The organism is Variovorax sp. PBL-E5 (assembly GCF_901827185.1).
GTDB lineage: Bacteria > Pseudomonadota > Gammaproteobacteria > Burkholderiales > Burkholderiaceae_C > Variovorax.
Genome location: NZ_LR594671.1, coordinates 4195454 through 4209302 on the forward strand (window position 1 = coordinate 4195454; position 13849 = coordinate 4209302).

13 protein-coding genes are annotated in these 13849 nt (G+C 70.0%); 12 read left to right on the plus strand and 1 reads right to left on the minus strand.

Annotation, left to right across the window (positions count from 1 at the left end; all coding sequences use genetic code 11):
- Nucleotides 1-36: 36 nt before the first annotated feature.
- Nucleotides 37-1494, minus strand: coding sequence for a sensor domain-containing diguanylate cyclase (locus WDLP6_RS20360; RefSeq protein ID WP_232077159.1), 1458 nt, complete (start codon nucleotides 1492-1494; stop codon nucleotides 37-39).
- A 306-nt stretch (nucleotides 1495-1800) separates the two neighbouring features.
- Between WDLP6_RS20360 and WDLP6_RS20365 the strand changes: the two genes are divergently transcribed.
- The 12 genes from WDLP6_RS20365 (at nucleotide 1801) to WDLP6_RS20420 (ending at nucleotide 13840) form a co-directional block, all read left to right on the plus strand.
- Entirely contained in the window at nucleotides 1801-2829 is a 1029-nt protein-coding gene (locus WDLP6_RS20365) for a sigma 54-interacting transcriptional regulator (protein ID WP_232077161.1), read from the plus strand.
- 202 nt (nucleotides 2830-3031) lie between these two features.
- Entirely contained in the window at nucleotides 3032-3274 is a 243-nt protein-coding gene (locus WDLP6_RS20370) for a hypothetical protein (protein WP_162568975.1), read from the plus strand.
- A gap of 40 nt (nucleotides 3275-3314) precedes the next feature.
- Nucleotides 3315-4838, plus strand: a complete 1524-nt coding sequence (locus tag WDLP6_RS20375; protein WP_162593815.1) for a phage tail sheath family protein — start codon at nucleotides 3315-3317, stop codon at nucleotides 4836-4838.
- A gap of 10 nt (nucleotides 4839-4848) precedes the next feature.
- The gene (locus WDLP6_RS20380; RefSeq protein ID WP_162568979.1) at nucleotides 4849-5373 is read left to right on the plus strand and encodes a phage tail protein; all 525 of its coding nucleotides are present in this window, start codon (nucleotides 4849-4851) and stop codon (nucleotides 5371-5373) included.
- 12 nt (nucleotides 5374-5385) lie between these two features.
- Nucleotides 5386-6072, plus strand: a complete 687-nt coding sequence (locus WDLP6_RS20385) for a hypothetical protein (protein ID WP_162593816.1) — start codon at nucleotides 5386-5388, stop codon at nucleotides 6070-6072.
- Nucleotides 6069-6737: a hypothetical protein gene (locus tag WDLP6_RS20390; RefSeq protein WP_162593817.1), complete on the plus strand. Its 669-nt coding sequence runs from the start codon at nucleotides 6069-6071 to the stop codon at nucleotides 6735-6737. The genes WDLP6_RS20385 and WDLP6_RS20390 overlap by 4 nt, the downstream gene beginning before the upstream one ends.
- 9 nt (nucleotides 6738-6746) lie before the next feature.
- Nucleotides 6747-8051 carry a DUF4255 domain-containing protein gene (locus WDLP6_RS20395; RefSeq protein WP_162593818.1) on the plus strand — a complete coding sequence of 435 codons (1305 nt, stop codon included), beginning with the start codon at nucleotides 6747-6749 and terminating at the stop codon, nucleotides 8049-8051.
- Nucleotides 8048-9946 (plus strand): ATP-binding protein, encoded by a 1899-nt coding sequence (locus tag WDLP6_RS20400; RefSeq protein ID WP_162593819.1) that lies wholly within the window; start codon nucleotides 8048-8050, stop codon nucleotides 9944-9946. The genes WDLP6_RS20395 and WDLP6_RS20400 overlap by 4 nt, the downstream gene beginning before the upstream one ends.
- A complete protein-coding gene (locus WDLP6_RS20405; protein ID WP_162593820.1) occupies nucleotides 9943-10188 on the plus strand; it encodes a hypothetical protein in 246 nt (81 codons plus the stop codon). Before WDLP6_RS20400 ends, WDLP6_RS20405 begins: the two co-directional genes overlap by 4 nt.
- Entirely contained in the window at nucleotides 10185-12743 is a 2559-nt protein-coding gene (locus WDLP6_RS20410; RefSeq protein ID WP_197910179.1) for an eCIS core domain-containing protein, read from the plus strand. Before WDLP6_RS20405 ends, WDLP6_RS20410 begins: the two co-directional genes overlap by 4 nt.
- Nucleotides 12744-12810: 67 nt before the next feature.
- Nucleotides 12811-13473, plus strand: coding sequence for a CIS tube protein (locus tag WDLP6_RS20415; RefSeq protein ID WP_162568991.1), 663 nt, complete (start codon nucleotides 12811-12813; stop codon nucleotides 13471-13473).
- 13 nt (nucleotides 13474-13486) lie between these two features.
- Nucleotides 13487-13840, plus strand: a complete 354-nt coding sequence (locus tag WDLP6_RS20420) for a Base plate wedge protein 53 (protein ID WP_162593821.1) — start codon at nucleotides 13487-13489, stop codon at nucleotides 13838-13840.
- The last annotated feature ends 9 nt before the right edge of the window (nucleotides 13841-13849 follow it).

The following is a 13849-nucleotide window of genomic DNA, read 5'->3' on the forward strand; positions in this document are numbered from 1 at the left end:
CGCTATTGTTCACTCAAAACGGCGCAATCCGTTCGCTCAGGCGTAGCCCGGCGCTCCGTGCCCGTCGTAATGGCGTGCCTTGTCCTCGTACATGGCCTTGTCCGCGCGCATCAGCGCCAGGTCCAGCTGGTCGCCGGCGCTGCAGGTCGCCTGGCCGATCGCCAGGCTCAGCACATGGCCGTTCTGGCCCGCATAGAACTGGTTGTTCAGGTCGAGCAGCGACATGACGCGCTCGCGCATCGCTTCCGCGCCCCGCTCGTCGGTCATCGGCAGCAGGATCGCGAACTCGTCGCCGCCGATGCGCGCGGGCCAGGACGGCGCATCGACCGCCTTGCTCAGCACCTCGCCCACGCGGCGCAGCAGCGCATCGCCGGCGGCATGGCCTTCCTCGTCGTTGATGTTCTTCAGGCCGTTGAGGTCGATCGCCAGCACCGACACCGGCCACGGCCCCTTGCGCGACAGCCGGTTGAGCTCCTCGGTGTAGAAGGTGCGGTTGTGCAGCTGCGTCAGCACGTCGTGCTTGCCGAGGTATTCGAGGTAAGCCTCGGCCTTCTTGCGCGCGGTGATGTCCACCAGCGATACCAGCACCAGGTCCCAGGTGTCCAGATGGTCTTCCAGCACCGCGAACTGCATGTGGATGTTGACCGGCTCGCCCGACAGCGAATAGTTGAGCACCTCGCGCTGCTGCAGCGTCTTGCCGTTCCACAGGTCCTGCAACTGGTCGCCGAAGGACTCGCGCATCTCATCGCGGAAGATGCGCGAGATGTGCCTGAGCAGCGTGTTCTTGTCGGCCGCCGCGAACATGCGCAGCGTCTCGTGATTGACGTCGATCACGCGGATTTCCTGCATGCACCGCGTCACGAACTCCGGATGGACCTTGATGAAGGTCGCGAAATCGCTGATGCCGCGCGCCCGGATGTCGTCCAGCAAGGTCTTGACCGCGCTGAAGTCCTCGACCCAGAGCGACACCGGCGAATGGTCGAACAGGCCGCGCGCGTAGCGCTCGCTTTCAGCGCGCTGCCGCTCGGCCTGCACGCGCTCGGTGACGTCGTGCAGCGAAACCAGCACGCGATCCCAGGCGGCCTCGTGGCCGGGCAGCACGCGCACATGCACGTGCACGTCGAGCCGGCGTCCGTCCAGCGCATAGTTGACCGTCTGGTTGTCGAAACTGAGCTGGCCGCGCCACAGCAGGTCGAACTCGTGGATCACCGAATCGGCCATGTCGCCGCGAAAGACACTGTCCAGGCGCGACAGCAGTTCTTCCTGGGTGGCGGCGCCGAACAGGGTCAGCGTGCTCTGGTTGACCCGCATCACCTGCAACCGGGACATGCACTCCTGCACGCGCCCGGGCTCGGCCCCGAGATGGGCCACCAGATCCTCCACGCCCTGCGCGCGCCACTGGTCGAACAGGCGCTTGAGCCCGCTGTAGTCCTCGAGCCAGAGCGATACGGGGGCGAGATCGAACATCGATTCGAGATCGGAGGCGGACGACATGGGTTTTCTATACCTCGGACATGGGATGTGTTGCGCAAGCGCCCATTGTCCACGCGCGCACCGGCCGCCTGCGTTCCCACAGCACCTGCATGCGCCCCGAATCAGAACTTTTTCCACATCGGGCCGCTCCATCCGACCTTCGATATGAATACTTGAGTTTTCAATGCATGCCGCGTGCCCAGGCTCCGGTACGCCGTCAGTCATATTGCGCTCCACGGTCAGCCGGGTAGATTCGTTCTCGAGGGCCGGCGAAGGCCTTCATCCATCCCAGGACACGGACACCGTTACCCCGACACGCGCAGCCCCATGTCTTCGCCCCCGATCCCCGAAGCGATGTGCACCTCCAAAGGATGGAAGCGACTTCACGATGAAATCATCGGCGCCTCGGCCGCGCATGCGCGCATGGTCGCGCAGCTCGAGCGCATCGCCGCCACCGAGGCACCGGCGCTGATCGAAGGCGAGACCGGTTCCGGCAAGGAACTGGCCGCGCGCGTCATCCACTACGGCGGCCTGCGCAGCGAGCGGCCCTTCGTGCCCGTCAACTGCGGCGCGCTGCCCGAGACGCTGATCGAATCCGAACTCTTCGGCCACGAGCGCGGCGCCTTCACGGACGCGCGCCACGCGCGCGCCGGCCTGGTCGCCGAGGCCAACGGCGGCACGCTCTTCCTCGACGAGGTCGATGCGCTGAGCGGCAAGGCGCAGGTGACGCTGCTGCGCTTTCTGCAGGACCAGCGCTACCGGCCGCTGGGCACCTCGCGCGAACTCACGGGCGACGTGCGCGTGGTCGCGGCCTCCAACCGCCCGCTGGCCGCGCTGGTGGCCGAGGGTGGTTTCCGCGCCGACCTGATGTACCGGCTCAAGATCCTGCACCTCGTGCTGCCGCCGCTGCGCGAGCGCGCCGGCGACATCGAACTCCTGGCTGCGCATTTCATCCGGCGCTTCAGCGCCAAGTACGGCCTGCCCGCCAAGGCGCTGCCGCACGACACGCTGCAATGGCTTCGCAGCCAGCCCTGGCCCGGCAACATCCGCGAACTCGAGAACTGGGTGCATCGCGAATTCCTCATGGGCGGCGGCATCGCGCTGCGTGAAGACGCCGCGCCGCATGCGGCCCCGGCCGCCGAGGACTGGGACGACAGCGGCCTGATGCGCTTCCAGCTCGCCAAGGCCGAGGCAGTGCGGCAGTTCGAACAGGACTATCTGCAGCGCGCACTGCGCCAGGCCGAAGGCAACGTCACGCGCGCCGCGCAGATGGTCGGCAAGGAACGGCGTGCGTTCGGCAAGCTGCTGAAGAAGCACGGCATCGGGCGCGACGCCGCCTCCGACCACCTCGCCTGAATCACCGCCGCCAACGCCGCGCGCTGCGCGCTTCGCCATGGGCCGTCGATGCCCCGGCGGGTGGATTGCGACCCTGCCACATCCGCCATCGCCGGGTCGCTGGCGACCCACCGCGACATGCCGCGCAGGGTCCGCGCCAAGGCACGGCGCGCATGCAGATCCCTTGCGCATGCGCTGGCACCGAGCTTGCAACGCGAGCCCCATGAAACACCCGGCTGCGCATGTCCGCGACGGCGTCGAGCGGCTCATCGTGGACTACCTCAAGGCGCATCCGCGCGCCGCCGATTCGGCCGAAGGCATCCGGCGCTGGTGGCTCGGCGACAGCGGTGCCGCGGCCTCGGCCGAGGAGATCGAGCGCGCGCTCGCGCAACTGGTCGGCGAGGGCCTGATGCGGCGCGTGAGCCTGGCGGACGGAACGCAGCTGTATTCGAGGGGAGTGGAGTGATGAGCCAACCGCGCCGCGCGCGCACGAGAAGGAGCATGGCATGCCATCGGCACTGACTTTTCCAGGCGTCTACATCGAAGAGGTGTCGAGCGGCGTCCGCACGATCACCGGCGTGGCCACGTCGATCACCGCGTTCGTCGGCCGCGCGCTGCGCGGACCGCTGGACAACGATCCGCAGAACCAGAGCCCGGTGCGCATCCACAGCTTCGCCGACTACCAGCGCATCTTCGGCGGCCTGTGGGACGACAGTCCGATGTCCTTCGCGGTGAACCAGTATTTCCAGAACGGCGGCAGCGATGCGCTGATCGTGCGCGTGGCCGGCGCCAACATGGCGACCGCATCGATCACCAACAACGGCCTCACGCTGTCGGCGGCCAACCCGGGCTCGTGGGGCGGACTGGTCGAGGTCACGGTGACGCTGGACGACGGCTCGGGCGGCACGCTGCCGGCGCCCTTCTTCAACCTCACGGTGCACGATACCGACACCGACCTGCGCGAGGTCTACTTCGGCCTCTCCACCAGCCCGGCCGATGCGCGCTACGTGCAGCGCGTGCTGCTCGGCAGCGCGCTGGTGCGCGCGACCGCGGTGCCGGCGGCGCCCGCGCGGCCGGCCGCGGCCGCGGCCACGCTGCTCACCGTCGCGGCGACGGCCGATGGCGATGCAGTCGATGCCACCGTCATCAGCGCGCCCGGCCTCGAAGCGACGCGCCAAGGGATCTTCGCGCTCGAGCGCGCCGACCTCTTCAACATCCTCGTCATCCCGCCCTACGCGCCGGATGCCGACGTGCAGCCGGCCGACCTCGGCGGCGTGCTGAGCTACTGCGCGCGCCGCCGCGCCATCCTGCTGGTCGATCCGCCATCGGACGTCGACACCATCGACGAAGCCATCACCCATGCCAACGCGGTCGGCCGCAACATCAATGCGGCCTTCTTCTTCCCGCGCGTGAGCGCGCCCAACCCACTGCACGCGAACCAGCTGCAGGACTTCGTGCCCAGCGGCGCGGTCGCCGGCGTGATGGCGCGCACCGACGCCGCGCGCGGCGTCTGGAAGTCGGCCGCCGGCACCGAGGCCACGCTGACCGGCGTGAGCGCACTGACCGTCAAGCTCACCGACCTGCAGAACGGCGACCTCAATCCGATGGGCATCAACTGCCTGCGCGATTTCCCGGTCTACGGCCGCGTGGTGTGGGGCTCTCGCACGCTGGCCGGCGCCGATCCGCTGGCCTCGGAATGGAAGTACCTCGCGGTGCGCCGCATGGCGCTGTTCCTCGAGGAGAGCCTGTACCGCGGCACGCAGTGGGTGGTGTTCGAGCCCAACGACGAGCCGCTGTGGGCGCAGATCCGCCTGAACATCGGCGCCTTCCTGCAGGGCCTGTTCCGCCAGGGCGCGTTCCAGGGCAAGACGCCCAAGGAAGCGTACTTCGTCAAGTGCGACAGCGAGACCACCACGCAGGCCGACATCGACCTCGGCATCGTCAACATCTTCGTCGGCTTCGCACCGCTGAAGCCGGCCGAGTTCGTGGTGCTCAAGCTGCAGCAGATCGCCGGCGACATCCCGACCTAGGAGCACAGACATGGCCCAGTTTTCCGTCAATGCGCAGCGCTTCGATCCCTACAAGAACTTCAAATTCAGGGTCAAGTGGGACGGCCGCTACGTGGCCGGCGTCTGCAAGATCTCCGCGCTCAAGCGCACGACCGAGGTGGTCGAACACCGCGAGGGCGGCGACCCGTCGACCGGCCGCAAATCGCCCGGCCGCACCAAGTACGAAGCCATCACGCTGGAGCGCGGCGTCACGCACGACACCGAGTTCGAGAAGTGGGCCAACAAGGTCTGGAACTTCGGCAGCGGCCTCGGCGCCGAGGTGTCGCTCAAGGACTTCCGCAAGGACCTGATCATCGAGATCTACAACGAGGCCGGCCAGCTCGCCATCGCCTACAAGGTGTACCGCTGCTGGGTCAGCGAGTTCCAGGCCGAAGCCGACCTCGATGCCAATGCCAATGCCGTGCTGATCCAGAGCATCAAGCTCGAGAACGAGGGCTGGGAGCGCGACCAGGACGTGACCGAGCCGAGCGAGCCGAGCTTCACCGAACCGGCCTGAGGACGATCGCGCATGGGCCTCGCCGATCTTCATCAATGCCTCGCGCTCCGGGAGCGCGGCGCAGAGCGCCATCCGCTCGACCGCGCGCTGCTGCTCGCGGCCGCGGCGGTGCCCGAGATCGCCTGGGCCGACCGGCCGCTGGGTGCACGCGATGCGGCATTGCTGACGCTGCGCTGCGAATGGTTCGGGCCAGCCTTCGAGGCGCAGGTCGCCTGCCCCGCGTGCGGCGAAGCGTTGACCTTCACGCTGGATCTCAACGACTTCGCGCAACGCGCGCCGCGAGACGAGGCGCCCGTGACGGTTGGCGCCGCGCGTTTCCGGCGCCCGACCTCGCGCGATCTCGCGGCGCTGGTCAATGCGGTCGACGTCGACGCCGCCGCGCAGCGTTTGCTCGAACGCCTCGCGCTCGATGGCGTGCGCGCATGGAGCGCCGAGGAGCGCACCGCGATCGAGGCAGCGCTCGACGCGGCCGATCCGCTCGCGCATGTCACGCTCGACCTCGCCTGCACATATTGCGCACACCCATGGTCGGCGCCGCTCGACATCGCCGCCAGCCTGTGGGACGAGTTCGCCGCGCAGGCCGACCGGCTGCTCGACGACGTGCACCTGCTGGCCGGCGCCTATGGCTGGAGCGAGTCCGAGATCCTCGCGTTGCCGCCCGCACGACGGCAGCGCTACATCGAACGCGTGCTGTCATGAGCTTGCTGCGCGGCCTCGCTGAACGTGCGCTCGGCGCGGCGCGGCCGGTGCGCTCGCAGCGCGCGAGTCCGCTGCATGCGTTGCAACGCGACGAGTCCGTCGCCGAGCTCGCGCCGGCTTCCGAGCCCGCTTCGATGACGCAGCCGCTGATCGGCGCACCGGCACCCGTCATGTCGTCGCAGCCGGACGTGGCAGCGACGGTGGCGCGCGCAGCGCCGATGCACATGGCCGCGCAGGCACATGTTCTGCCTCTCGTCATCACGCACCGCGCCGAGCCCGATGCCACACCGCCGAGGCGCGCCATGACCAAGGCCGCTCGCCATGCCGAAGCCGCGTCGCCATCGCGGCGCAACGCAGCGCGCGATCCATCGCCGCCAGCGCATGCCGATGCCTCGATGCCCGACCCCGAGCCGCTGGTGACCCACCAGGCACCGCAGCCAGGGGAATCGCCGCCGCTGCGCAGCATGCACGCGACACCGCCGCGCCGCGAGCGGCAACCCGCACGCGCTGCCGCCGTGCCGGCACCGACCGAGGTCCACGTGAGCATCGGCCGTGTCGAACTCACCGCGCTGCCGTCCGCATCGCCGCCGCGCGCCGCGCGTCCGCGCGACGCCAATGCGCGCGGCCTGGGCGATTACCTGCGCGGATCGCGCGGCAGGTCGTAGGGGCTCGCCATGAGCAATGCCCTTGCCCTCGCCGGTGTCACCGCGGTGTTGAAGGACCTGATCGACACCGGCCTGATCGATCACCAGGTCACCGACGCGATGGGCGCCGGCGTCACCGTCTCCTCGATGCCGCCCGACGCCGTGCCGCTCGAAGGGCCGGACGCGGTGCCGCGCGTCAACATCTTCCTGCACCAGGTCACGCCCAACGCGGCCTGGCGCAATATCGCGCTGCCTTCGCGCGACAGCCGCGGCGTGCGCAGCACCGATCCGCCGCTCGCGCTCGACCTGCACTACCTGCTGAGCGCCTACGGCTTCGAGGAGCTGCAGGCCGAGGTGCTGCTCGGCTATGCGCTGCAGCTGCTGCACGAGAACCCGATGCTCGGGCGCGCGCAGATCCGCACCGCACTCAATCCCTCGCCGGTCAGCGGCGCGCTGCTGCCCACCGTGTACCAGTCGCTGCGCAGCGCCGACCTCGCCGAGCAGGTCGAGATGCTGAGGATCACGCCCACCGCGATGGGCGGCGAAGAGATGTCGCGGCTGTGGACCGCGCTGCAGGCGCGCTACCGCCCGACCACCAACTTCGTGGTCTCGGTGGTGCTGATCGAAGCGCGGCGGGCCGCAGTCTCGCCGCTGCCGGTGCTGCGGCGCGGCGATCTCGACCAGGGCGTGTTCGTCAATCCGGATCTGGTGCCGCCCTTCCCCACGCTCGACAGCCTGATCGCGCCTGCGCACCAGACGCCCTCGGTGCTGCGCCCGGGCGACGCGGTCGATGCGAGCGGCCATCATCTGGGCGGCACGGCGCGCGCACTGCTGCTCGGCAACGACCGCTTCGGCATCGCGCAGGAGATCGCGCTGGCCGACAGCAGCGACGATGCGGCCTTCAGCTTCAACCTCGCGCTGCCGCCCGCCGCGCTGCCGGCCGGCGTCTACCAGGCCGCGCTGCGCGTGCTGCGCCCAGGCGATACCGCGCCGCGCACCAGCAACACGCTGCCGATCGCGATCGCGCCGGCCATCACCAGCTTCCCGCCGCTCGCGATGGCGCGCAGTGCAGCCAACGTGTTGTCGCTCACGCTGGGCTGCGCACCCGTGGTGCGCGTCGGCCAGGCCGTGACGCTGGTGATGGGCACGCGCGAGACGCCGGCATTGCCCTTCACCGCCGACACGGCGCAGCTCGACTTCGCGTTCGCCGATGCGCCGCCTGCCGGCGGCACGCCGATCTTGCGCCTGAAGATCGACGGCATCGAGAGCGTGGTGGTCAACCGCGGCGCCACGCCGCCCGCGTTCTTCAACGACCGCATCACGCTGCCGCCATGAACGCGAAACTCCCGCTCGCCTGGCCCGAGGCCAACCAGCGCCTGCTGGCGGCCGAGTTCGCGCAATTGCGCCGCCGTCTCGGCGACAGCGGCGCGCCGGCCGTGCCGAGCCCCGTGGAAGCCGGTGCCGCGCTGCCCGAACCCGCAGCCATCGATCAGATCACGGCCACCTTCGGCCTCAGCGATTTCGAGCGCAGCGTGCTGCTGCTGGCCGCGGGCATCGAGATGGACACGGCGCTCGCCGCGCTGGTGCCGCGCCTGTGCTTCGGCTTCGCGCTCGGCGCACTCGACGGCGCGCACTGGAGCGCACTGACACCGCTGGCGCCGCTGCGCGCGTGGCGGCTGCTGGAGATGGAGGACGGCGGCCCGAGCCAGTCCCGCCTGCGCATCGACGAACGCGTGCTGCATCACCTCGCCGGCCTCAACCAGCTCGACGCGCGCCTCGTGCCCTGGCTGCGCGAGCATCCCGCGCCGTCGTTGATGGCCGATGCCCATCGCCGCCTGGCCGACGCACTGGCCGCCGAGATCGCGGCCAGCGGCATCGCGCAGCCGCTCACCCTGCTCGCGGGCGACGATGCCGACGGCCAGCGCGACGTCGCGGCCGCAGTGGCCGCGCGCCTCGGTCGCGTGCTGTTCGTGCTCGCGCAGGCCGACGTGCCCGCGCAGGCCGGCGAGCAGGAAGCGCTGGCCACGCTCTGGCAGCGCGAGGCGGTGCTGCTGCCCGCAGCCTTGCTGATCGAAAGCAGCGATGCCGCCGGCAGCGATGCGACCGCGCTCGCACGGCTGGTGGCGCGCCTCGGCGGCCCGGTGTTCGTCGCCGCGCGCGAAAGGCCGCCGCTGCCCGCGGCCTTCGGCGGCCGCGTCGACAAGCCCGATGGCGACGGCCAGCGTGCGCTCTGGCTGGCGGCGCTGGGCACCGACTGCACGCCCGCGCTGCGCAGCGCGATCGATGCCGTGGCCTCGCAGTTCAGGCTTTCCGCGGCAGCGATCGCGCGCCGCACGGCGCCCTGGCGCGACGCGGCCGATCGGCAGCCGCTGGCCGAGCGCCTGTGGCACGCGTGCTGCGAGCAGGCACGCCCGCGGCTCGAAGAACTCGCGCAGCGCATCGAGCCGGTCGCCGACTGGCAGGCGCTGGTGCTGCCCGAAGCGCAACTCGCGATCCTGCGCCAGCTCGCCGCGCAGGTGCGCCAACGCATCCGCGTCCATGCCGACTGGGGCTTCGGCGCGCAGGGCCAGCGCGGCCTCGGCATCAGCGCCCTCTTCTTCGGCGAGAGCGGCGTCGGCAAGACCATGGCCTGCGAAGTGCTCGCCAAGGAACTCGCGCTCGACCTCTACCGCATCGACCTCTCGAGCGTGGTCAGCAAGTACATCGGCGAGACCGAGAAAAACCTGCGCCGCGTCTTCGATGCGGCCGAGGACTCGGGCGCGATCCTGCTGTTCGACGAAGCCGATGCGCTGTTCGGCAAGCGCAGCGAAGTCAAGGACAGCCACGACCGCTACGCCAACATCGAGGTCGGCTACCTGCTGCAGCGCATGGAGAGTTACCGCGGCCTCGCGGTGCTGACCACCAACCAGCGCGCCGCGCTCGATCCGGCCTTCCTGCGCCGGCTGCGCTTCGTGCTGCAGTTCCCCTTCCCCGACCTCGCGCAGCGCGAAGCCATCTGGCGCCGCGTGTTCCCCGACGCCATGCCACGCGGCGCGCTCGACTATGCGCGCCTCGCGCGGCTGCCGATGGCCGGCGGCCACATCCGCAACATCGCGCTCAATGCGGCCTTCCTCGCGGCCGAAGGCGGCGAGCCGCTCGCGATGGCGCACCTCGCGCGCGCCGCGCACCACGAGGCGGCCAAGCACGAACGGCCGCTGGCCGAATCGCAGACGCGAGGGTGGGCGTCATGACCAAGGTCGTTCTGCACATCGATCGCCTGGTGCTGCGCGGCGTGCCGGCGGCAGAGCGCGACGCGGTCGTCGCCGGCCTCAAGGCCGCGCTGGCGCGCGAGTTCGCGCTGCCCGGCGTGGCCGAACGGCTTGCGAGCACGGGGCATCGCGACGCGGTGCGTGCACGTTTCGCCGCGCCCGCCGGCGCGCAGGCACTGGGCCGCGATGCGGGCCGGCACATGGCCGCGGGAGTGCGTCGATGAAGGCACCGGCCGCCACCGCCGTTCGCAACGCGAAGCCGGCCGCCGCGCCCTCCGGCGCGATGCGCGAGCGCGTGGTCGGCGCGGTCAACGATCCGCTGGAAGGCGAAGCGGATCGGATCGCGGCGCGGGTGCTCGCGGCGCCCGCAACACTTGCACCGCGCGGCACCGCGCTCGCGCTGGCGCGAGACGCACGGTCCGCACGCTCCACATCGGAAGCTGTGCCCGCGAGCGTAGACGGAGTGCTGGCGAGTCCAGGCATGCCACTGACACCGGCGCTGCGGCAAGACATGGAACAGCGCTTCGGCCACGACTTCGCGTCGGTGCGCGTGCATGCCGATGGCGCGGCCGCGCGCTCGGCGCGGGACCTGAATGCACACGCCTACACGGCGGGCCGCGACATCGCGTTCGCTGCCGGCCGCTATGCGCCGGGCACCGGCGAAGGACGCCACCTGATCGCGCACGAGTTGACGCACGTGCTGCAGCAGACACGCCCCGGTGCAGCACACGCCCCCGGCACGCTGCTGCAGCGCCAACCCGCGACGACCGGCACCGGCACGCCGAACGCAGTCCCCGCGGCGACGCCCGACAGAAAGTGGGCTGCTGCCTGGAGCGATTTCGGGGTCGCCAAGGTCTCGGACACGAAGCGCGTGCCGGCGCTGATCGACGAACTGCTGGCGATCGCCGACGCGTCGGGCTACGACATCGACGTGCTCGACCAGGGCATCCAGCTGGTGGAGGAACTCGAACAGCGCCAGGAGTTCGCGAAGGCGGACCGCCTGAGGGAAACGCTGCAGCGCAAGTTCTTCATCGCCTTCACCGTCGGCCGCGACCTGCCGCGCGGCGGGCAGCTGAGCACGAAGAGCAGTTCGGTCATGGGCGATCCCGGCGGACTCGTCAGGCTCGGCGAGGACGCGGCGAGGCGCGGCGACCACGAGCGGGCCTTCGGCTACTTCGGCGCCGCGCATGAAATCCTCTCCTACTACGCGCTGCAGGCGACCGAGAAATCGAAGGCCACGGCCGACGTGTCGCACCGCGACCGCCGCTACCACCAGCTCGAAGGCATCTACGACGAGATGCGCGAGATCTACGGCTTCTACGCCGGCCTTGAAGCCGCGGCGCGCGCCGCCGGCGATGCGAAGCGCGCCGACACGCTGCGCGACAAGGGCGTCGCATTGCGCGCGGACCTGAAGGCGAACCACACGCCCTTCGGCGACGCACCGGCGGAGATCGCGGAGACCAGCCAGGTGAAGACGGCCACCGGCCGGCCGGCCTTCCGCTACCACGGTGCCAACCAGGCAGAGACCGATCTGACCGAGCTGCCCGGCCATCCCTTCTCGGCCGACATGCTGCAGACCGGCGAAGGCCAGGACCCGCAGAACCTCGACCTGGTGCAGGGTGCGCTGATGGGGCAGGCTGACTTCCAGGCCGAGATCGCACGCGAGCCCGAGATCCGCAAGGCCTTCCGCGACCAGCCCGTGGACCTCAACGACAGCGCGCAGCGCCTGAAAGCCTGGTCGATCATGTACGGCGTCTACCAGCGCCGCGGCCCGGGCGCGCTCGGCGCGCTGATGGCGCTGATGGGCCGCTACCTCAAGGCCTACACCTACCACACGGGCTACAACGTCCGCGACTTCGGGACCAACTACATCGACTCGAAGATGCCGAGCGACCTGGCCGGACGGCTGGTGCGCGACTGCGGCGTGTACGCGCTGACGGTGGCGCAGGACGTGCTCGAAACCGTGAGGAAAGGCGATGCGAAACTCAAGCTCGACTTCACGCTCGCGACGCTGCTCGATCACATCATCCTGATCATCACGGACGATGCGACCGGCGACACCTACCTGGTCAACAACGACCTGATCACGCAATTCAGCAAGCCGAAGGGCTATGCGCCGCAGTTCGCGCGTCCGCCGGGTCTGCCCGCGAACGTCGACCTGTTCCTCGAAGACCCCGAGACGCCGCCGCCCAAGCCCTTCGACCGGGACGAGGAAGTGGGCAAGCAGTACGCCCAGCTGCGCAACATTCCCTACCTCGTCACGCCGGTCAACTACACGCCCATCGGCTCGACGAAGGACAGCGGCGAGACCTTCAAGAACAAGGCCTGGTCCATCTATGGCAAGACCACCGACTACATGGCGAAGGTGCCCGTCGATATCGGCATGCTGGAGGATTTCTCGAAGAGCTCGCAGACGCTCGACACGCTCATCGACGAACTCGCACCGCAGGCCGGCAGCGCCGCGGCGATCAGCGCATGGCTCGACGCGGGCTGGCCGGAGATCAACTCGCTGCTGGTTCGCTTCGAACAGGTCGGGCCGCAGGCCTTCAACCGAATCAAGCCGCCGGCGGCCAAGCCCGCAGGATCGACCAATGGCGGCGCGTTCCGCTGGACAGGCAGCAACCATCCGCTGGTGCGCGTCGCGCTGATCCTGCTGCGCCTGCAGAGTCTGGGCCAGCCGCTGACGCGCGCCCAGCAGCAGTACCTGAACTACTTCGAGAAGGCCTTCAAGGACCTGCTGGACAAGAGCCGCGCGGACGCGCTGGCGGGGCACTTCTGAAGTCCGGACCTGGAGCCACAACCATGAACCCGACCCCCATCCGCATCCCTTCGCACCGGAGGCAGGCATGAGTTCCTTTCCGGGCAGCCCGCGCCTGATCAAGGGCGGCCTCGTCGTGCTCGCACCCGGCGGCGGCGCGGTGCAGCGCACGATCGCGCTGCAATACAACCCCGACACGCTCACGCGCAGCTACCAGGTGCAGGGCGTCGGCGGCGACGGCGGCGGCGAGCGCGCGCAACCCTTCCGCCTCAAGGGGCCGGCGATCGAATCGATCAAGCTCGAGGCCGAGATCGATGCCACCGACCAGCTCGAGCATCCGGACAGCAACGCCAATGCCGTCGCCTACGGCATCGCGCCGCAGCTCGCGGTGCTGGAGGCGCTGGTCAATCCGAGCGTCGAGGAACTGCTCTCGGTCGCCACGCAGGGCGCCAACGGCACGCTCGAGATCCTGCCGCCCGAAGCGCCGCTGGTGCTCTTCATCTGGAGCACCAGCCGCGTGGTGCCGGTGCGCGTGACCGACATCTCGATCACCGAGGAAGCCTTCGACCCGGCACTCAATCCGCTGCGCGCCAAGGTCTCGCTGGGCCTGCGCGTGATGAGCACCGACGACCTCGGCTTCCAGCACAAGGGCGGCACGATCTTCCTGAGCCACCTGCGCGTGCGCGAGGCGCTGGCCGCACGCGCCGGCACCGCGACGCTGGCCTCGCTGGGCCTCGGCAACCTGCCATGAAGGAGCCCTCGGCATGACCACCACCGATCCGGTCCAACTGCTCATCGACGCGGGCGCGATCCCGGCCAACCCGTTCACGCCGAACAGCCGCTACGACGGCGTGCCGCTCGGCCGCCTGGTGCGCGCGCCTGGCGACCCGGGCGTGTCCTATGTGCTGCGCCGCTTCATCCCGCCGCGGCGCGACATCGCGATCGCGGCCGAACACGTGGTGACCAGCGGCGAGCGCCCCGACCTGCTGGCCTCGCAGGCACTCGGCGACCCCGAGCTCTACTGGCGCATCGCCGATGCCAACGCGGTCACCGATCCGTTCGAACTCAGCGACACGCCCGGCGCGCGCGTGCGCATTCCGCAGCCTCCGGGCTTCTGACGGCAAAGG

Excerpts from the sequence above, each read along its gene's own strand:
- WDLP6_RS20360 (WP_232077159.1), bottom strand. The coding sequence starts at position 1,494 with ATGTCGTCCGCCTCCGATCTCGAATCGATGTTCGATCTCGCCCCCGTA.
- WDLP6_RS20365 (WP_232077161.1), top strand. The coding sequence starts at position 1,801 with ATGTCTTCGCCCCCGATCCCCGAAGCGATGTGCACCTCCAAAGGATGG.
- WDLP6_RS20370 (WP_162568975.1), top strand. The coding sequence starts at position 3,032 with ATGAAACACCCGGCTGCGCATGTCCGCGACGGCGTCGAGCGGCTCATC.
- WDLP6_RS20375 (WP_162593815.1), top strand. The coding sequence starts at position 3,315 with ATGCCATCGGCACTGACTTTTCCAGGCGTCTACATCGAAGAGGTGTCG.
- WDLP6_RS20380 (WP_162568979.1), top strand. The coding sequence starts at position 4,849 with ATGGCCCAGTTTTCCGTCAATGCGCAGCGCTTCGATCCCTACAAGAAC.
- WDLP6_RS20385 (WP_162593816.1), top strand. The coding sequence starts at position 5,386 with ATGGGCCTCGCCGATCTTCATCAATGCCTCGCGCTCCGGGAGCGCGGC.
- WDLP6_RS20390 (WP_162593817.1), top strand. The coding sequence starts at position 6,069 with ATGAGCTTGCTGCGCGGCCTCGCTGAACGTGCGCTCGGCGCGGCGCGG.
- WDLP6_RS20395 (WP_162593818.1), top strand. The coding sequence starts at position 6,747 with ATGAGCAATGCCCTTGCCCTCGCCGGTGTCACCGCGGTGTTGAAGGAC.
- WDLP6_RS20400 (WP_162593819.1), top strand. The coding sequence starts at position 8,048 with ATGAACGCGAAACTCCCGCTCGCCTGGCCCGAGGCCAACCAGCGCCTG.
- WDLP6_RS20405 (WP_162593820.1), top strand. The coding sequence starts at position 9,943 with ATGACCAAGGTCGTTCTGCACATCGATCGCCTGGTGCTGCGCGGCGTG.
- WDLP6_RS20410 (WP_197910179.1), top strand. The coding sequence starts at position 10,185 with ATGAAGGCACCGGCCGCCACCGCCGTTCGCAACGCGAAGCCGGCCGCC.
- WDLP6_RS20415 (WP_162568991.1), top strand. The coding sequence starts at position 12,811 with ATGAGTTCCTTTCCGGGCAGCCCGCGCCTGATCAAGGGCGGCCTCGTC.
- WDLP6_RS20420 (WP_162593821.1), top strand. The coding sequence starts at position 13,487 with ATGACCACCACCGATCCGGTCCAACTGCTCATCGACGCGGGCGCGATC.